This is a genomic window from Asanoa sp. WMMD1127, assembly GCF_029626225.1.
Taxonomy (GTDB): Bacteria; Actinomycetota; Actinomycetes; order Mycobacteriales; family Micromonosporaceae; genus Asanoa.
In genome coordinates this window covers 3,792,274-3,808,833 of record NZ_JARUBP010000001.1, presented here as the reverse complement: position 1 = coordinate 3,808,833, position 16,560 = coordinate 3,792,274, and the positions used below count along the sequence as shown (strand labels likewise).

Sequence of the window (16,560 nt, the reverse complement as noted above, 5' to 3'; positions counted from 1 at the left end):
TACGCGGCGACGTCGATCGATCGCTCAGCGCGGTCGGGGCGACGGGCGGCGGCGCGGACCCGACCCGGGTCCCGCCCCGTTGGCCGGCGGCGCGGGCGATGGCGCCGGCTCGGGCGCGGCCTGCTGCTCGTGCACCTGCTCGCTGGCCTCCTTGGGCAGCCGCAGCGGCAGCGGCTCGCGCACCGGCTTGGCCTCGTGGCCCCGGTCGACGACCAGGCCGCGCAGGCACTCGACCAGCACACCGGCCCGCGACGGGTCGGTCGCGGCCGGGCCCTGGAACACGCCCCGGACCATCCACCGTGGGCCGTCGATGCCGAGGAAGCGCAGGTCGGTCAGCCCGTCGGCGGTGCGCACGCGGGCCCGCAGCTCCGGGCCGTACTCACCCTGGGACTCCTCGGCGGCGACGCCCTCGCTGAACAGCGACTTGCGGATCTCGTCGCGCACCTCGTCCCAGATGCCCTCGCTGCGCGGCGCGGCGAAGACGCCGACCTGCAGCGCGTTGTCGCCGTTGACCAGCACGACCTGCTGCACGGCGCCGTCGGGGTTGGCCTGCACCCGGATCTCGACGTCGGGCACGGCCGGGATCTGCAGGCTGCCGAGGTCGAGTCGCTCCACACCGGACGGTGCCTCGGAGATGTCGTAGGGGCCGTAGGACGGCGCCGCCGACGACGGCTGGGGCACCGACGCGCTGCCCCGGGCCGGCCGGTCGGACCGGCTGTTGCGGCCGCCGCCCTCGCCGCGCGCGTGCCGCCCGGATCCGCCTCGCGAGAACATCAGTGCGCCTGCCCTTCCAGGGTCGAAGATGCCGCCACGCCGCCGGTCGAACCGTGGCCGCCCGATCCGCGTGCGGATCCCGGCAGCGTCTCGACGACGTGGAAGTCTGCCCGCTCGACGCGTTGCACGACAAGCTGGGCGATGCGGTCACCGCGCGAGATCTTCGCGGGCGTCGCGGGGTCGTGGTTGACGAGGTTGACGAGGATCTCGCCGCGGTAGCCGGCGTCCACCGTGCCCGGCGCGTTGAGCACCGTCACGCCCATCCGGCTGGCCAGCCCCGAGCGCGGGTGCACCAGGCCGACGAAGCCCTCCGGCAGGGCGATCGCGACGCCGGTCGGCACCAGCGCCCGGCCACCGGGTGGGATCTCCACGTCGGCGGCCGCCGACAGGTCGGCGCCCGCGTCACCGGGATGGGCGTACGACGGGAGCGGGAGGTCCGGGTCGAGCTGGCGCACTGCCACCCGGACGGCGGCGTCGGTCACGGTGTCAGCTTTCTGTCGGGTCCGCCGAGGCGGTCGTTCCTATCCTGCCGGGTGCCGAGCGTACGTCGCGCCGTACCCTCGGACATCGTGGCTACCGATGACTACGCCGAGCGGTTACGGCTCCCCTGGTGGCTGTGGCCGTGCGGGGTGGCGGTCGCGGCGTTGCTCGCGCTCGAGGTGTGGATGGGCGCCGGCGGCGTACGCGCGTGGCTCCCGTTCGTGGTGCTGATCCCGCTGACCCTGCTGGGGCTCTGGCGGGCCGGCCGGATCCGGGTGGCGGTGACCGGCGGCGAGCTGGTCGTCGACGACGCGCACATCCCGCTGTCGTTCGTCACCGACGCGGTGCCGCTGGACGCCGCCGGCAAGCGCGAGCTGCTCGGCGTCGGCAGCCACGAGCTCGCGTTCGTGGTGCAGCGGCCGTGGATCTCGGGCGCCGTGCAGGTGGTCATCGACGATCCGGCCGACCCGACGCCATATTGGGTGGTCAGCTCGCGCGACCCGGTGCGGCTGGCCGGGGTCATCAGCGCACGGGTCAGCGCTGCTCACCCTCAATGATCTTGCGCTTGCGCTTCTTCAGGTCGGCGATCACCTGCTCGCCCAGCGCCTTGGTGGCGCGCCCGTTGAGATAGCTGGCGACCGCGGCGCCGGTCAGGAACGGGCCCAGCGTGGTCAGGTTGCGGCCGAGCCGGCGCAGCAGCCGGTCACGCATCTCCTTGCGGGCGGCGGTGCCGAGCACCGCGCCGATGCCGACGCCGGGCACCATCGGGTTGACCCCGCGCTGCTGGGACCAGGCCATCACGAGCGGGATCGCCCGCTCGACGCCGTTGCCCGGCACCGACTGGCCGTAGACCTCGTGCAGCTCGCCGATCAGCTTGATCTCGATCGACACGACGGTGACCGTCTCGGCGGCCAGCAGCACCGGGGCGGAGAGCAGGGTGGGCGTGGCGGCCCATTCGATCGCCGCGACGCCGCCCCCGGCCGCGCCCACGCTGGCGGTGGCGCGGCTGGCGTTGCGGACGAGCCGCTCGGCGAGCTTGTCGTCGTCGAGCCCGGGATGGTGCCGGCGGAGCGTCTCGAGGTCGCGGACCGGCAGGTACGGCGCGACGTCACCGACGGCGTCGGCGACCCATTTGACGGCGGCGCGGGGCTTGAAGAGGTCACCCACGCCCCGGGCGCGGACCTGGCCGACCAGCCGGCCCAGGAGGCGCTTGCGGGCGCCGGGTTCGAGGTCGTCGGCGGTGAGCTTGGCGACGGTGTCACCGAGCTCGGCGTCGCTCGTGGACGGGGTCTCGGGCGGAGACACCGGCGGGGCCGCGGAGTCTGGTTCGCCCGTGGACCGGTCGGCGTGGCTCATCCGTACCCCTTCAGCTCGTGTGCCCTGTCACGAGTCAAGCAGGTCCGGGCCACGCCCGCAGGTCGAAGTCGTCGGCGGCGACCCACCCCCGGGTCGCCGCCATGGTGGTCAATCGGCGGTTACGCGCACTCGCGGCAGATCAGATCGCCGTTGCGCTCGAAGGCGAGCTGGCTGCGGTGGTGGACAAGGAAACAGCGCGCGCAGCGGAACTCGTCCTGCTGCATCGGCAGCACCTTGACCGTGAGCTCTTCGTCGGCGAGGTCGGCGCCCGGCAGCTCGAAGCTCTCGGCCACTTCGGCCTCGTCGACGTCAACGGCGCCCGACTGTGCGTCCGTGCGCCGGGCCTTGAGCTCTTCCAGGCTGTCCTCGCCGAGGTCGACCTCGTCGCGACGCGGGGCGTCGTAGTCGGTGGCCATCGGTCTCACTCTCCCGTATCGATAAGTCGCCTAGGTGTAACGCCAAGCGACGGTGTTTCGGTTCCCGGTCGGCCGCGAAACTTCGGGCGGGGCACGACGGGCGCCCGCGAGCGCGGTACCTTACCTGCCCCTGCGGGAGGCATGTATACCGCCCTCGTGGCCCACTAAGACGCTCTTTGGCCCGAAGTTGTTCCCGATGTGACTCAGGCGACACGAAGATAGGTGTCTGCGGCCGTGGATCACGTTCGGCGCGCCGGGGATGTCATGGGTGTTTCCGCGCGTCGGGCGGACAACCGTTAACCTCGGTCGCAGACCGGGTGACCGAGGCCACGCCACCAGGCATGCCAACCGAGCACCACCGCCGTCACCTGCACGGGAGCGAGATTATGACCTTTGCGCGAGTGCGAGCGCTCGTCGTCGTGAGCGTGCTCGCGGTGCTGGCTGTGGCCTTTGTGGTCTACGCGCTGGTCGACGACTCGCAGAAGGGGCGCACCCTGGCGGCCCAGTGCCCCGAGGGCTGGCCGGTCGTGGATCTGACACTGAAGAAGGCCGAAGACATCAAGATCAATGTCTTCAACGCGACCGACAAGGTCAATCTCGCCGAGTCGGTCGGCAGCGACTTCGCCAACCGCAAGTTCCAGGTCGTCAAGAAGGGCAACTCCAAGACGGCCGTCGACGGGGTGGCCCTGCTGCGCTTCGGGCCCAAGGCGGTCGCCGGCGCCCACGTGATCCGGGCCTACTTCCTCGACGAGGCCAAGCCGGAATACGACCCGGCCCGCAAGGACGACGTGGTCGACGTGGTGATCGGCGACCAGTTCAAGCAGCTGGCCACCACCACCGAGGTCAACCAGTCGCTTGTGGAGCTGGCCGCGGCCGGCGAGCCGAAGCTGCCGCCGCAGGCCTGCCCCGCCCCGTAACGGCTCACGGACCGCCGGCGGCGTCGAACTCGGCGAGCAGCCCGCTCAGCGGGCCGAAGATCGCCGGCGGCGCCGCCACCAGCATGTCCGGGCCGGCCGGCTGACCGGTCAGCCCACCCACCAGCAACCCGGCCTCGGCGGCGATCAGCCCGCCGGCCGCGTGGTCCCACGGGTTGAGCCCCTTCTCGAAGTACGCGTCGACGCTGCCCTCGGCCGCCAGGCACAGGTCGATCGCCGCGGCGCCGAACCGGCGGATGTCGCGGACCCGGGTGATCAACCGGGTCAGCACCTCGGCCTGGTGCGCCCGGCGCTTCGCGTCGTAGCCGAAGCCGGTGGCCACCAGCGCCTGCCCGAGCTCGGTCTGCGCGGAGCCGCCCAGCCGCCGCCGGCCGCGGAACGCGCCGCCGCCCAGCGTGGCCGTCCACTCGTCGCCGGTGGCCGCGTTGCGGACCACGCCCGCCACGACCACCCCATCCACCTCGGCGGCCAGCGACACCGCGTACTGCGGCAGGCCGTAAAGGTAGTTGACCGTCCCGTCGATGGGGTCGACCACCCAGCGGACCGCGCCGGGGCCGTCGGAGCCCCCGTATTCCTCACCGAGAACCGTGTCGCCGGGCCGCAGCGCGCCCAGCGCGGCGATCACCTGGCGCTCGACGGCCCGGTCGGCGGCGGTGACCACGTCGGTGTCGGTCGACTTCGTGGCGACGCCGGAGACGCCGTCCGCGCGCATGGCCCGCGCGGTGTCGGCCGCCTCCCGCGCGACGGTCACCGCGATCGCCAAAAGCTCCGCCGGAGCGGGCGTCGTGTCGGTCATGGGGCCCCCTTCGTTCCGGTTACGATTCTGACAAAGTCCATCGCTCGCTCTCCTCCGGCAGCCGCCTTCAGCGGCCAGGCCGCTCTACGGTCGTGCGCCGCGCGATGTTTCGCCAGCGACGGCGTTACAATTCACGCCTGCCCACCTGTCACGAACTTCCCGCGCAGGCCGGTTCGTGGCTCGGGGGCCCACTACCTTTGAAACCTGGCCCACCGCATCGCTGGTTCCGACCGGCTGTGCCCGCTCGATCGCCTCCGGAAGGTCATTCGTGACAGAGCCACGCCAAACCGGCGCAGACGTCCGCTCGATCACCGAGATTTTGATCGCCCACGCCCAGCGCGGAGGCGGTCACATCACGTCGGCGGAGGTCCAGCGCACGGTCGAGTCGGCCGAGGTGACCCCGGCCCAGGCCAAGAAGATCCTGCGCGCCATCGTCGACGCCGGCATCACCGTCGTGGTCGACGGCTCCGCGAGCACGAAGCGCAAGGTCGCCGCGGCCCGTTCGGCGACGCCCGCCTCCCGGGCCACCACCGCGAAGACCACGGCGGCCAAGAAGACCGCGCCGCCCAAGCAGGCGCCACCGGCCGCCACCGACGACGCACCGGCGGCCAACGGCGCGGCGCCGGCCGCGAGTGCGGCCAAGGCGGCGCCGGCCAAGGCCACCCGGGCCAAGGCAGCGGCCAAGGCGACCAAGGCGCCGGCGGCCAAGAACGCCGACGGGACGCCCGCCGAGCCCGGTGAGGCCCCCGCCGAGGGCGAAGAGATCGATCCCGAGGAGCTCGCCGCCGAGATCGAGGACGTCGTCGTGGAGGAGCCGGCCGAGCTGGCCCAGGCGGCCGCCACCGACGCCGCCTCGGCCGCGACCGACAACGACTTCGAGTGGGACGACGAGGAGTCCGAGGCGCTCAAGCAGGCCCGCCGCGACGCGGAGCTGACCGCCTCCGCCGACTCCGTCCGGGCCTACCTCAAGCAGATCGGCAAGGTTCCGCTGCTCAACGCCGAGCAGGAGGTCGAGCTGGCCAAGCGGATCGAGGCCGGCCTCTACGCCTCCGAGCGGTTGCGGGCCGCCGACGAGGGCGAGGAGAAGCTGCCCACGCAGCTGACCCGCGACCTGGGCTGGATCTCCCGCGACGGCGAGCGCGCCAAGAACCACCTGCTGGAGGCCAACCTCCGGCTCGTGGTCTCGCTGGCCAAGCGCTACACGGGCCGCGGCATGGCCTTCCTCGACCTGATCCAGGAGGGCAACCTGGGTCTGATCCGCGCCGTCGAGAAGTTCGACTACACCAAGGGCTACAAGTTCTCGACCTACGCGACGTGGTGGATCCGGCAGGCGATCACCCGCGCCATGGCCGACCAGGCGCGCACCATCCGCATCCCGGTGCACATGGTCGAGGTCATCAACAAGCTCGGCCGCATACAGCGTGAGCTGCTCCAGGACCTCGGCCGCGAGCCCACCCCCGAAGAGCTCGCCAAGGAAATGGACATCACGCCGGAGAAGGTCCTCGAGATCCAGCAGTACGCACGGGAGCCGATCTCGCTCGACCAGACCATCGGCGACGAGGGCGACAGCCAGCTCGGCGACTTCATCGAAGACTCCGAGGCGGTCGTGGCCGTCGACGCGGTCTCGTTCTCGTTGCTGCAGGACCAGCTCCAGCAGGTGCTGCAGACGCTCTCCGAGCGCGAGGCCGGCGTGGTCCGGTTGCGGTTCGGCCTCACCGACGGCCAGCCGCGCACGCTCGACGAGATCGGCCAGGTCTACGGCGTGACCCGCGAGCGGATCCGCCAGATCGAGTCGAAGACGATGTCCAAGCTGCGCCACCCGTCGCGCTCGCAGGTCCTGCGCGACTACCTGGACTGAGCGGCTCGAAGGTTACGGTTCCGCGTCGATTGTTTTGTGCGGCGCGGAATCGTCGTCCCTCGCCGGCTGGGTCGGCAGGCTCGGCTGCGCCGGCTTCTCCTTATGGCTCGAGCTGCCTTTGGAGAAATGCCGGTACTTCTCCTTGGGCGGCCGGTCGTTGGCCAGGATGACGGCCAGCCAGGGCAGCACCACCGCGGCCGCGCCGACGAGCAGCAGCCAGAGCCAGAGCAGCGGCGGCCGGGTGCCGACGAGCACCGCGAAGACGATCACGCAGACGGCTCGCGTCAGCATCATGAAGACGTAGCGATGCGTCCGGCTGCGCAGCTGGTCGTCCTGGCTGCGCGCGGCGTCGGTGATGACTACTGGTCGAGCGGCCGGGCGCTTCACTCTTCCATCCTGTCACCAGAAGCGTGCCGCGACGACGGCGCGGTCCGTGTTACGTCCGTGGTACGTTGAGAGCGTGGGCCGCCGGTACAGCTTCACCGACGACGCGTTGAGCAACCTCGCGGTCTACGAGGTGACGCCCGGCGAGGTCTGGGAGGCCCTGCACGGCACGCAGCGGGTCATCCGGCGCCTCGACGAGCTCACCGTGGTCTACGCCGCCAGCCGGCGCGGCCGGCGGCTCGTGGTCCTGCTCGCCGAGACGGTCCACGACGACCACGACTACGACATCCTTTCGGCGCGCGACATGACCGACAGCGAGGCCAAGCGCTACGAGGACGTGACCCGTTGGAGGCGTTGACCGTGGACAGAGACCAGGCCATCAAGCGGTTCCACGAAGGCGGCGACGACTTCGCCGACCTGATCAGCAACGGCACCCCCGGTGACCTCCCGGCGCCCGACAGCGAGCAGCCGATGGTCAGCCGGTCGGTGCGCCTGCCGTTGCCCACCTACGAGCGGGTCCGGGCCGCGGCCGACGCCCGCGGGATCGGCGTCACCACGCTGATGCGCCAGTGGATCGAGGCCGGGCTGGCCGACCTCGACGACTCGGCGACGGTGTCGCTCGCCGACCTGCGCCGGGCGCTGGCCACCCTGCCCCGCAACAACGCGGCCTGAGCGCCATGCGGGTCCTGCTCACCGGCGCGACCGGGATGGTCGGCCAGGGCGTGCTGCGCGAATGCCTGCTCGCGCCCGACGTGTCCGAAGTGGTGTCGCTGGGCCGCTCGCCGCTGCGGGCCGAGCATCCCAAGCTGCACTCGGTCGTCGTCACCGACCTGTTCGACCTCGACGGCGCCGGCGACGCGCTGGCCGGCATCGACGCCTGCTTCTTCTGCCTCGGGGTGTCGTCGGTCGGGATGAGCGCCGAGACCTACGAGCGGATCACGCACGATCTGACCCTCGGCGTCGCCGACGCCCTCGCGGCCCGCTCCCCCGACCCGACGTTCGTCTACGTCTCGGGCGCGGGCACTTCCGAGACCTCCCGGCAGCGCTGGGCCCAGGTCAAGGGGCGCACCGAGCGTGAGCTGCTGGAGCGGTTCCCCAAGGGCTACATGTTCCGGCCGGGCTTCATCCAGCCGCTGCACGGCATCCAGCCGCGCAACCGGGTCTACCGCGTCGGGATGGCCGCGCTCGGCTGGCTGATCCCGCTGTTCCGCCGCATCGCGCCGCGCCAGGTGGTGACGACCGAGGAGGTCGGCCGGGCGATGCTCGCGGTCGCCCGCACCGGCCCGCCCAAACACGTCCTCGACAACCCCGACATCGCGGCGCTCGCCCGCTCCTAGGGGCGGGCGCCGACCGTGACCACGGCCCGCGCGCCCGCGGCGACGGCTGCGGCCAGGCAGGCCCGCGCGTCGCCGCCGGCGAGCCACGTGGCCAGCAGGCCCGCGGCGAACGCGTCGCCGGCGCCGGTCGGGTCCACGACGGCCGTGCTGACGGCGGGCACCGCCTCCGCGTCGCCGCCCGGGCCGGCCCAGATCGCGCCGGCCGCGCCCAGCTTGACCACCACCGCCGCGCCGAGCTCGGCCGCGAGTGCGCGGGGCCGGTCCCGCCGGTCGGCGGCCAGCACCGCCGCCTCGTCCTCGTTGGCCAGCAGCAGGTCGACGCCGCGTACCCAGGACCGGAATGCGGCGCCGCCCACCTGCCGCAGCGGGGCGGCCGACGCCGCGTCGACGCTCACCGTCAGCCCCAACCGCCGGGCCACCGCCAGCGCCCGCAGGCCGGCCGGCCGCGACCGCTCGTCGAGCAGGGCGTACCCCGACAGGTGCAGGTGCCCGGCGCCGCCGACGGCCAGCGCGGCGGCGACCTCGTCCGGGTCGAGCAGCAGGCTGGCGCCGCGGTCGGTGACCATGGTCCGCCGGCCGCCCTCGGCCAGCACGATCACGGTGCCCGTCGGCGCTCCCGGGCGCGGCGGCAGCGGACAGTCGACGCCCGCGGCGGCCAGCTCGGCCAGCCGGGCGGCGCCGGCCGCGTCGTCGCCGACCGCGGCCAGCAGCGTGACCGGGACGCCGTGCCAGGCGAGCCAGGCCGCCGTGTTGGCCGCCTGGCCGCCGCCGGTGAAGCGGATCGCCGCGGCGGTGTCGGTGTCCGGCGCCGGCGGCTCGGCCAGCACCGCGACCACGTCGGTCACCAGATCTCCGAGCACGGCCACGCGGCCGTTCATGCGGCAGCGGCGGCGATCCGGGCGGCCAGGTCGGCGTTGCGCAGGATGATCCGGACGTTGACGTCGAGGCTGGCCCCGGCGGTGTGCTCGTGGAACCAGCCCAGCAGGAACGGCGTGACCGCCTTCCCGGTCACCCCCTGCTCCTCCAGCGCGGCCATCCCCTCGGCCAGCGTGCGGTCGTGCAGGGCGGGGTCGAGCTGCTGGTCCGCCGGCAGCGGGTTGGCCACCACGAGCGCACCGTGGTGCACGCCCTGCGCGGCCCGCGCCGTGATCGCCCGGGCGGCCTCCTCGGGCGAGTCCAGCGACCAGTCCACCGGGAAGCCGCTGTCGGTGAGGTAAAAGCCCGGGAAACGCAGCGTCCGGTAGCCGGCGACGGCGACGCCCAGCGTCTCGAGCCGTTCGAGCGTCGCGCCGACGTCCAGGATCGACTTGACCCCGGCGCAGACCACCGCGATCGGCGTGCGGGCCAGCGTGACCAGGTCCGCCGACTCGTCGTAGGGCGCGTCGCGGTGGACGCCGCCGAGCCCGCCGGTGGCGAACACCCGGATGCCCGAGGCGGCCGCGATCGCGCTCGTGGCGGCGACCGTGGTGGCGCCGTCGACCCGCTTCGCGGCGGCCACGGCGAGGTCGCGGGCCGACAGCTTGGCGACGTGGTCGGCCTCGGCCAGGTGGCTCAGCTGGGCGTCGTCCAGGCCGACGTGCACGCGCCCCTCGAGCACCGCGATGGTCGCCGGCACCGCGCCGGCGGCCCGCACCGTCGCCTCGATCTCGCGGGCGACCGTGAGGTTGTCCGGGCGGGGCAGCCCGTGCGCGATGATCGTGCTCTCCAGCGCGACCACGGGGTTGCCGACGCCGAGCGCTTCCGCCACTTCCGGCGCCAATACCAAGTCGTTCACGTTGTCACCGTACGGGTGGCCAGGTGCGGCGACCGCACCTACCTGGCAGACTTGATTGGTGACCAGTCCTAGCCCCGAAACCAGCGGCACGATTCTCGAGCGTCCCGTCGAGACGCCGTTCGAGCAGGGCGACCACGAGCGGTTCTCGCACTACGCCGACCGCGACAAGATCACCGAGGCCATGGTCCTCGGCACCCCGGTCAAGGCGCTGTGCGGCAAGGTCTGGGTCCCCTCACGTGACCCCAGCCGTTTCCCGGTCTGCCCCGAGTGCAAAGAGATCTTCGAAGACGACAACCGCTTCTACGACCAGGACCCGAAGCCCGAAGGGTGATCTAGAGTTCGGCGGTGTCAGCCACCGCCGCACTCCTCTTCGCCGACCTGCTCGGCGTCGCTGTGTTCGCCGCTTCCGGCGCATCCGCCGCAGTGGTCAAGCGACTGGACCTGTTCGGTGTCTGCTTTGTCGGCTTCGTGGCGGCGTTGGGCGGCGGCATCGTCCGTGACCTGGCCGTCGACCAGAGCCCGCCGCTGGCTTTCGACGACTGGCGCTACGCCCTTGTGGCCGCTCTCACAGCGGTCGCCGTGTTCTTCTTCCACCCCCAGCTGGCCCGCCTCCGCCGCGTCGTCGTCGTGCTCGACGCGGCCGGCCTGGCCCTGTTCACCGTCACCGGCACCCTCGTCGCCCTGCGCGCGGGGGTGCCGCCGGTCGGCGCCTGCCTGCTCGGCATGATCACCGCGATCGGCGGCGGCGTCGCCCGGGACCTGTTGCTCAGCGAGATCCCGATCGTCCTGCGCCGCGAGATCTACGCCGTCGCCGCGCTGGCCGGCGCGGTCATGGTGACGGCCCTGCACCGGGCCGACCTGACCGGCTGGCCGATGGTCGGCGCGGGCGTGCTGGTCTTCGCGATCCGCCTGGTCGCGCTGCGCCGGCACTGGAACAACACGCCACCGACCTGAGCCGTTCGTCACCCTTGTGTCTGCTGGGGATCAAGCTCCCGGCGTGGTTATGCTGAGACCCGCCTTCGCCTCACCGCGAGGGCGTTTTTCGTGACGTAGGGGGGAACGCCGCGTGGTCGCCAAGCCTTCGCTGGAGTCGTTCCCGGCGCTGCGGTCGTGGCAGCGCAAGGCGATGGTCGACTACCTGCGCCGGCGGTCCGACGACTTCATGGCGGTCGCGACGCCGGGCGCCGGCAAGACCACGTTCGCGCTGCGGATCGCCGCCGAGCTGCTCGACGCCGGCACGGTCGACGCGGTCACCGTGGTCGCGCCGACCGAGCACCTCAAGACCCAGTGGGCGCAGTCCGCGGCCCGGGTCGGCATCCAGCTCGACGCCGCCTTCCGCAACGCCGACCTGCACTCGTCGGCCGACTTCCACGGCGCGGTCGTCACCTACGCCCAGGTCGGCATCGCGCCGCAGGTGCACCGGCGGCGCACGATGACGCGGCGCACGTTCGTCATCCTCGACGAGATCCACCACGCCGGCGACTCACGGTCCTGGGGCGACGGCGTCAAGGCCGCGTTCGAGAACGCGACCCGGCGGCTGATGCTGACCGGCACGCCGTTCCGGTCCGACGACAACCCGATCCCGTTCGTGGCCTACGAGCGCGGCGACGACGGCCTGCAGCGGTCCAGGGCCGACTCCGTCTACGGCTACGCCGACGCGCTGCGCGACGGGGTCGTCCGGCCGGTCATCTTCCTCGCGTACTCCGGGGAGACCCGCTGGCGCACCAGCGCCGGCGACGAGCTGGCCGCCCGGCTCGGCGAGCCGATGACACAGGACCTGGTCGCCCAGGCCTGGCGCACGGCGCTCGACCCGACCGGCGACTGGATGGCACAGGTGCTGCGGGCCGCCGACGCGCGGCTGCAGATCAAGCGGGCCGGTGGGATGCCCGACGCCGGCGGCCTGGTGATCGCCTCCGACCAGCAGAACGCCCGGTCGTACGCCAAGGTGCTCGAACGCGTCACCGGCGAGAAGGCCGTCGTGGTGCTCTCGGACGACGTCGGCGCCTCGGCCCGGATCGCTGAGTTCGCGGCCTCCGACCAGCGGTGGATGGTTGCCGTCCGGATGGTCTCCGAGGGCGTCGACATCCCGCGGCTGGCCGTCGGCGTCTATGCGACCAGCGCCTCGACCCCGCTCTACTTCGCGCAGGCGATCGGCCGGTTCGTCCGCGCCCGGCGGCCCGGTGAGACGGCCAGCGTCTTCCTGCCGAGCGTGCCGCACCTGCTCGGGCTGGCTAGCGAGATGGAGGCCGAGCGCAACCACGTGCTGGGCGCGCCCAAGAGCGAGGACGGCCTCGACGACGAGCTGCTGGAGCGGGCACAGAAGGCGGAGGACGCCAGCGGTGAGCTGACCAAGCGGCACGAGATGCTCTCCGCCACCGCCGAGCTCGACCAGGTGATCTTCGACGGCGCCTCGTTCGGCACCGGCGCGCTGGCCGGCACGCCCGAGGAGGAGGAATACCTGGGCCTGCCCGGCCTGCTCACCGCCGACCAGGTGGCCACGCTGCTCAACAAGCGCCAGGCTGACCAACTGGCGGCCCAACGCCGCCGGTCGACGACGACCGCGATGGCGGACGGGGCCGGTGGGGCCCGCGTGGCCGGCATGACCGCGGCGCCGCCGGGGCCGGTCTCGGCGGGCGAGCGAAGGGTCGTCCTGCGCCGTCAGCTCAACGCTCTGGTCGCCGCGCACCACCACCGGACCGGACTGCCCCACGGCAAGATCCACGCGGAGCTGAGGCGAATCTGCGGGGGCCCGCCCAGCGCCCAGGCGACGATCGAGCAGCTCGAGGAGCGGATCGCCACCGTGCAGACCCTCTGAGCCGAAACGAACCGGCCGGAACCTGTGTCGGGTTCCGGCCAGCCGGCGCCCTCGGCCGGAGCCCTTCGTGCGGAATCCGGGCCTGCCCGTGCCTTTGGCCGGAAGAAACCGGCAAGAGCCCTTCGTGCGGAATCCGGGCCAGCCCGTGCCTTTGGCCGGAAGAAACCGGCAAGAGCCCTTCGTGCGGAATCCGGGCCAGCCCGTGCCTTTGGCCGGAAACCGGCAAGAGCCCTTCGTGCGGAATCCGGACCAGCCCGTGCCTTTGGCCGGAAGAAACCGGCAAGAGCCCTTCGTGCGGAATCCGGGCCAGCCCGTGCCTTCGGCCCGGCAGGAACCGGCCCGAGCCCTTCGCGCGGGTCTCCAGCCAGCCAGTGCCCTTAGCGGAAAAGAAACCGGCCGGGACCCCTCTCGAGGGGTTCCAGCCAACGCTCTTGGCGGAAGAAACCAGGCCGGGACCTCTCTTGAGGGGTCCGGCCCGCGCTCTTGGCGGAAGAAACCGGGCCGGAGCCCCTCTTGAGGGGTCCGGCCCGCGCTCTTGGCGGAAGAAACCGGGCCGGAGCCCCTCTTGAGGGGTCCGGCCCGGTTTGAGTATCGGTCGGATCAGTTCGACGAGTTCGACGCCATCAGGTCGGCGCCGCGCCATTCGAAGTCCGGGTCCGCTGCGAACTGAACGGTGATCTTGACGAGGTCATCCGCGTACTTGTTGGCGTGGTGGCCGCAGAACACGAGCTCGCCTCCGCCAGCCATCGTGATGCGGAGCTTGCCGGCCGCGTTGCACCGATCGCACCGTTCATCGGTTGCTGGGGGAACCACCGTCTCAGGCGGCGGCGTGAGAGTGGGGGTCATCGCCTTCCTCCTTCGTCACCGATGAACATCCTTCTTCGGTCTTTGCTCACCTATCGTGCAACACCCGGTGGTGCTGCGGCCTTCCCTAGATGCCCCCGGGGGACCCAGGTCACACCTTGGTTGGTCACAGTGTGCCGGCACCCAAGGGGGCCGCGTCAATGATCTCGCTCGGACAACCCGCCTCTGACGTGGATCTATTGACGCTACGTGTCGAAAAGATGACTCAGCGCTGGGTCACGGGCCCTTGCCACGGTATCCTGAACGCGCCTGTGTGGCACGGGCCAGACACGCCCAAACGAGGGATCCGGCGTTTACCCGACAGACTTCGCCGCCGCCTTCACCGACTTCTTGTAGTCGCGCACCTTGCCAAGGCTAGCCTCGTCGACGATATCGGCCACCGACATGTGCGACCCTTCGGCCCCGTAGGCGCCAGCCGCCTCCCGCCAGCCCGCCGGCCGCACCCCGTAGCGCTTGCCGAGCAGGGCGACGAAGATCTGCGACTTCTGCTTGCCGAACCCAGGCAGGGCGGCGACCCGCTTGAACAGGTCCGCGCCGTCGCTCGCCTCGGTCCACAGCCGCGCGGTGTCGCCGTCGTAACGCTCGACGAGCTGGCGGCAGACCTCCTGCGTGCGGGTCGCCATCGCCTTCGGGAACCGGTGCAGAGCCGGCGGCGTCGCGAAGAGCCGGATCAGCTCCTCGGTGTCGAAGTCGGCGATCTCCCGGGCCGTCGGCTCGTGCCCGAGCCGCTGCGCCAGGACGTACGGCGACGAGAACGCCTTCTCCAGCTTGTCCTGCTGGTCGAGGGTCATGCCGATCAGCAGCGCCAGCGGGCTCCGGTCGAGCAGCGCGTTGGCCTCCGGGGCGATGGGCAGCGAGAACGTCATGCGCACCATCTTGGCCGACGGTCGCCCCGGACGGTGACCCGCGGTCAGGCGGCCTTCGTCAGCCGTACCTCCAGGGTCATGCCGTCGGCGTGCGCGGCGCTGTCGCCGAACGCGCTGTCGGCGGCGACCCGGGCGAAGTCGGCGGCCGTGTAGGCACGCCGGCGCAGGCCGCCCAGCGCCATCCGGGTGAAGGCGCTGTTGACCCGGTTGAGCCGCATGCCGGCCACGTCGGCCCGGATGTCGTCGTCGGTCGCGCCGCGGTTCATGTCGAGCACCACCGCTACGCCGCCCGGTCGCAGCACCCGGTGGATCTGGTCCAGCGCGGTCACCGGGCTGGCGAAGTTCTTGAACGCCGCCTGGCAGACCACCAGGTCGAAGCTGTCGTCGGCGAACGGCAGGTCGGCGACGTCGCCGTGCCGGAACTCGACCTGGACGCCCTCGGCCCGCGCCCGGTCGGTGGCCAGCTGGACGAAGGTCCGGCTGATGTCGAGGCCGGTCACGGCGAACCCGAGCCGGGCCAGCTCGATGCTCAGGTAGCCGGGGCCGGGCGCCACCTCCAGCACGGCGGCACCGGACGGGAGGTCCTCGGCCAGCTCGGCCGCCTGCTGCCGCCACAGCACCAGCTGCGCGTCGGAGCCGCGCTGCTTCGCGTACCACCGGGCCATGGGCCCTTCCATCTCGCCGATCAGCTTGCGCCGCTTGATGTCCGTCACCGCGTCTCCTCCTCGCCCAACGCCGCGAGCGCCGCCACCGCGGGCGGCAGCTCGCCGGTCTCGTGATAGGTCCGCCATTCGTCCAGGCCGGGCAGCTTCCCCTCGACGAGCTCGGCCCGGAACGCCCGCACCCAGGCCAGCTCGGCCCGGCGCATGGCCAGCTCGTACTCCCCCTCGACGAGGAACAGCCGCGGCACCGCGGCGGCGTAGCCGGCCATCGCCCGCTCGGCCTCGGCCAGGTCCGCCGCGAGTCGGTGTTCGCGGGCGCCGAGCTGGTCGACCACGTCGTCGGGGGCCAGCACGCCGAGCACGGAGAGCGCGGCGACGAACGGGCCCGGCCGGCGGTCCGGCACGGCGACCAGCTCGCGCGTCCAGTCGACGAGCTCGGCCCGGCCCGCCTCGGTGAGCCGGTACGCCGTGCGCTCCGGCCGCCCGCCCTGCCGCTCGGCCGGCAACGCCTCGACGAAGCCGTGCCGGGCCAGGCTCTCCACGACCCGGTAGAGCGACCCCCACTTGATCTCCATGTCGTGCTCTTTGCCGCGGGCCCGCATGAGCGACGCCATCTCGTAGGGATGCATGGGTCGCTCGACGAGCGTCGCCAGGATGGCGAGGCCGAGCAGGTTGGTCATCTTCCGCGCCATGGCTCTCCTTTACTCGCATGCGAGTATACGCACGCGAGTAAGCAAGACGGAAGATAGCGTCGCCGGCATGACGCATCCCTGGATCACGGAGCTCGGCCTGCAGCCGCATCCGGAGGGCGGCTGGTTCGCGGAGACCTGGCGGTCCGCGCACACCTTCACCCCGCCCGGGTACGCGGGCCCGCGCGCGGCCGCCACCGGCATCTACTTCGCCCTGTTCCCCGGCGAGGAGTCGGCCTGGCACGTGGTCCGCTCGGACGAGCTGTGGCTGTGGCACGCCGGCGGTCCGCTCACGCTGCGCCTCGGCGGCGCCGGCGACTCGCCCGGAGCGGTCGGGTCCAGTGTGCTCGGGCCGGACGTGGCGGGTGGCGAGCGCCCGCAGCTGCGCGTACCCGGTGGTGTGTGGCAGGCCGCGGCGCCGCTGCGGGACGAGCCCGTGCTGGTCAGCTGCGTCGTGGCGCCCGGATTCGACTTCGCCGATTTCAGGATGGTGTGATCCGCTCGACCGAACGGCGGTTTTGATCATCGCCGGTCTATGCGATCGTCGTGGATCC

The 16,560-nt window shown here is 72.3% G+C and carries 22 protein-coding genes; 10 read left to right on the top strand and 12 right to left on the bottom strand.

The window, feature by feature from the left end; all coding sequences use genetic code 11:
• Positions 1-24 precede the first annotated feature (24 nt).
• On the bottom strand, positions 25-774 hold the full coding sequence (locus O7635_RS18160; protein ID WP_278081619.1) for a DUF3710 domain-containing protein: 750 nt from the start codon (positions 772-774) through the stop codon (positions 25-27).
• Positions 774-1,256: a dUTP diphosphatase gene (gene dut / locus O7635_RS18155; RefSeq protein ID WP_278081618.1), complete on the bottom strand. Its 483-nt coding sequence runs from the start codon at positions 1,254-1,256 to the stop codon at positions 774-776. The genes O7635_RS18160 and dut overlap by 1 nt, the downstream gene beginning before the upstream one ends.
• Before the next feature lie 87 nt (positions 1,257-1,343).
• On the opposite strand from dut, the gene O7635_RS18150 reads away from it, so the two are divergent.
• Positions 1,344-1,811, top strand: coding sequence for a DUF3093 domain-containing protein (locus O7635_RS18150; RefSeq protein ID WP_278081617.1), 468 nt, complete (start codon positions 1,344-1,346; stop codon positions 1,809-1,811).
• Here the strand turns inward: O7635_RS18150 and O7635_RS18145 are convergent.
• Positions 1,789-2,610: a hypothetical protein gene (locus O7635_RS18145; RefSeq protein ID WP_278081616.1), complete on the bottom strand. Its 822-nt coding sequence runs from the start codon at positions 2,608-2,610 to the stop codon at positions 1,789-1,791. The genes O7635_RS18150 and O7635_RS18145 overlap by 23 nt on opposite strands.
• 119 nt (positions 2,611-2,729) lie before the next feature.
• Positions 2,730-3,026: a DUF4193 domain-containing protein gene (locus O7635_RS18140; RefSeq protein WP_089248459.1), complete on the bottom strand. Its 297-nt coding sequence runs from the start codon at positions 3,024-3,026 to the stop codon at positions 2,730-2,732.
• A gap of 401 nt (positions 3,027-3,427) precedes the next feature.
• On the opposite strand from O7635_RS18140, the gene O7635_RS18135 reads away from it, so the two are divergent.
• A complete protein-coding gene (locus O7635_RS18135; RefSeq protein WP_278081615.1) occupies positions 3,428-3,943 on the top strand; it encodes a LytR C-terminal domain-containing protein in 516 nt (171 codons plus the stop codon).
• A 4-nt stretch (positions 3,944-3,947) separates the two neighbouring features.
• Here O7635_RS18135 and O7635_RS18130 read toward each other — a convergent pair whose 3' ends face one another.
• A complete protein-coding gene (locus O7635_RS18130; RefSeq protein WP_278081614.1) occupies positions 3,948-4,757 on the bottom strand; it encodes an inositol monophosphatase family protein in 810 nt (269 codons plus the stop codon).
• 268 nt (positions 4,758-5,025) lie between these two features.
• Here O7635_RS18130 and O7635_RS18125 point away from each other — a divergent pair, with 268 nt between their 5' ends.
• Positions 5,026-6,615 carry an RNA polymerase sigma factor gene (locus tag O7635_RS18125; protein ID WP_278081613.1) on the top strand — a complete coding sequence of 530 codons (1,590 nt, stop codon included), beginning with the start codon at positions 5,026-5,028 and terminating at the stop codon, positions 6,613-6,615.
• Positions 6,616-6,627: 12 nt separating this feature from the next.
• On the opposite strand, the gene O7635_RS18120 is transcribed toward O7635_RS18125, so the two are convergent.
• Complete coding sequence (locus tag O7635_RS18120) at positions 6,628-7,002, bottom strand: DUF3099 domain-containing protein (protein WP_278081612.1); 375 nt, start codon at positions 7,000-7,002, stop codon at positions 6,628-6,630.
• A 73-nt stretch (positions 7,003-7,075) separates the two neighbouring features.
• Between O7635_RS18120 and O7635_RS18115 the strand changes: the two genes are divergently transcribed.
• The 3 genes from O7635_RS18115 to O7635_RS18105 are packed head-to-tail and all read left to right on the top strand — an operon-like array spanning position 7,076 to position 8,336.
• Entirely contained in the window at positions 7,076-7,357 is a 282-nt protein-coding gene (locus O7635_RS18115) for a hypothetical protein (protein ID WP_278081611.1), read from the top strand.
• Between the two features lie 2 nt (positions 7,358-7,359).
• Positions 7,360-7,671 carry a hypothetical protein gene (locus O7635_RS18110; protein WP_278081610.1) on the top strand — a complete coding sequence of 104 codons (312 nt, stop codon included), beginning with the start codon at positions 7,360-7,362 and terminating at the stop codon, positions 7,669-7,671.
• A gap of 5 nt (positions 7,672-7,676) precedes the next feature.
• Entirely contained in the window at positions 7,677-8,336 is a 660-nt protein-coding gene (locus O7635_RS18105; protein ID WP_278081607.1) for an NAD(P)H-binding protein, read from the top strand.
• Here the strand turns inward: O7635_RS18105 and O7635_RS18100 are convergent.
• Both O7635_RS18100 and O7635_RS18095 read right to left on the bottom strand, forming a co-directional pair.
• On the bottom strand, positions 8,333-9,214 hold the full coding sequence (locus O7635_RS18100) for a PfkB family carbohydrate kinase (protein ID WP_278081606.1): 882 nt from the start codon (positions 9,212-9,214) through the stop codon (positions 8,333-8,335). The genes O7635_RS18105 and O7635_RS18100 overlap by 4 nt on opposite strands.
• The gene (locus O7635_RS18095; protein WP_278081605.1) at positions 9,211-10,110 is read right to left on the bottom strand and encodes a pseudouridine-5'-phosphate glycosidase; all 900 of its coding nucleotides are present in this window, start codon (positions 10,108-10,110) and stop codon (positions 9,211-9,213) included. Before O7635_RS18095 ends, O7635_RS18100 begins: the two co-directional genes overlap by 4 nt.
• A 58-nt stretch (positions 10,111-10,168) precedes the next feature.
• Between O7635_RS18095 and O7635_RS18090 the strand changes: the two genes are divergently transcribed.
• The 3 genes from O7635_RS18090 to O7635_RS18080 all read left to right on the top strand — a co-directional run bounded on the left by O7635_RS18090 (position 10,169) and on the right by O7635_RS18080 (position 12,925).
• On the top strand, positions 10,169-10,441 hold the full coding sequence (locus tag O7635_RS18090) for a DUF3039 domain-containing protein (protein WP_347405287.1): 273 nt from the start codon (positions 10,169-10,171) through the stop codon (positions 10,439-10,441).
• Between the two features lie 14 nt (positions 10,442-10,455).
• Positions 10,456-11,064, top strand: a complete 609-nt coding sequence (locus tag O7635_RS18085) for a trimeric intracellular cation channel family protein (protein ID WP_278081604.1) — start codon at positions 10,456-10,458, stop codon at positions 11,062-11,064.
• 112 nt (positions 11,065-11,176) lie between these two features.
• Positions 11,177-12,925 carry a DEAD/DEAH box helicase gene (locus O7635_RS18080; RefSeq protein ID WP_278081603.1) on the top strand — a complete coding sequence of 583 codons (1,749 nt, stop codon included), beginning with the start codon at positions 11,177-11,179 and terminating at the stop codon, positions 12,923-12,925.
• Positions 12,926-13,525: 600 nt separating this feature from the next.
• Here O7635_RS18080 and O7635_RS18075 read toward each other — a convergent pair.
• From O7635_RS18075 to O7635_RS18060, 4 genes are all read right to left on the bottom strand, one after another.
• Complete coding sequence (locus O7635_RS18075) at positions 13,526-13,771, bottom strand: hypothetical protein (RefSeq protein ID WP_278081602.1); 246 nt, start codon at positions 13,769-13,771, stop codon at positions 13,526-13,528.
• Between the two features lie 311 nt (positions 13,772-14,082).
• Positions 14,083-14,655, bottom strand: a complete 573-nt coding sequence (locus O7635_RS18070) for an HhH-GPD-type base excision DNA repair protein (RefSeq protein WP_278081601.1) — start codon at positions 14,653-14,655, stop codon at positions 14,083-14,085.
• A 44-nt stretch (positions 14,656-14,699) separates the two neighbouring features.
• A complete protein-coding gene (locus tag O7635_RS18065; RefSeq protein ID WP_278081600.1) occupies positions 14,700-15,368 on the bottom strand; it encodes a class I SAM-dependent methyltransferase in 669 nt (222 codons plus the stop codon).
• On the bottom strand, positions 15,365-16,009 hold the full coding sequence (locus O7635_RS18060; protein ID WP_278081599.1) for a PadR family transcriptional regulator: 645 nt from the start codon (positions 16,007-16,009) through the stop codon (positions 15,365-15,367). The genes O7635_RS18065 and O7635_RS18060 overlap by 4 nt, the downstream gene beginning before the upstream one ends.
• A gap of 67 nt (positions 16,010-16,076) precedes the next feature.
• Here O7635_RS18060 and O7635_RS18055 point away from each other — a divergent pair, with 67 nt between their 5' ends.
• Complete coding sequence (locus O7635_RS18055; protein ID WP_278081598.1) at positions 16,077-16,502, top strand: cupin domain-containing protein; 426 nt, start codon at positions 16,077-16,079, stop codon at positions 16,500-16,502.
• The last annotated feature ends 58 nt before the right edge of the window (positions 16,503-16,560 follow it).

Excerpts from the sequence above, each read along its gene's own strand:
- O7635_RS18070 (WP_278081601.1), bottom strand. The coding sequence starts at position 14,655 with ATGACGTTCTCGCTGCCCATCGCCCCGGAGGCCAACGCGCTGCTCGAC.
- O7635_RS18055 (WP_278081598.1), top strand. The coding sequence starts at position 16,077 with ATGACGCATCCCTGGATCACGGAGCTCGGCCTGCAGCCGCATCCGGAG.
- O7635_RS18140 (WP_089248459.1), bottom strand. The coding sequence starts at position 3,026 with ATGGCCACCGACTACGACGCCCCGCGTCGCGACGAGGTCGACCTCGGC.
- O7635_RS18075 (WP_278081602.1), bottom strand. The coding sequence starts at position 13,771 with ATGACCCCCACTCTCACGCCGCCGCCTGAGACGGTGGTTCCCCCAGCA.
- O7635_RS18145 (WP_278081616.1), bottom strand. The coding sequence starts at position 2,610 with ATGAGCCACGCCGACCGGTCCACGGGCGAACCAGACTCCGCGGCCCCG.
- O7635_RS18160 (WP_278081619.1), bottom strand. The coding sequence starts at position 774 with ATGTTCTCGCGAGGCGGATCCGGGCGGCACGCGCGCGGCGAGGGCGGC.
- O7635_RS18060 (WP_278081599.1), bottom strand. The coding sequence starts at position 16,009 with ATGGCGCGGAAGATGACCAACCTGCTCGGCCTCGCCATCCTGGCGACG.
- O7635_RS18130 (WP_278081614.1), bottom strand. The coding sequence starts at position 4,757 with ATGACCGACACGACGCCCGCTCCGGCGGAGCTTTTGGCGATCGCGGTG.
- O7635_RS18105 (WP_278081607.1), top strand. The coding sequence starts at position 7,677 with ATGCGGGTCCTGCTCACCGGCGCGACCGGGATGGTCGGCCAGGGCGTG.
- O7635_RS18100 (WP_278081606.1), bottom strand. The coding sequence starts at position 9,214 with ATGAACGGCCGCGTGGCCGTGCTCGGAGATCTGGTGACCGACGTGGTC.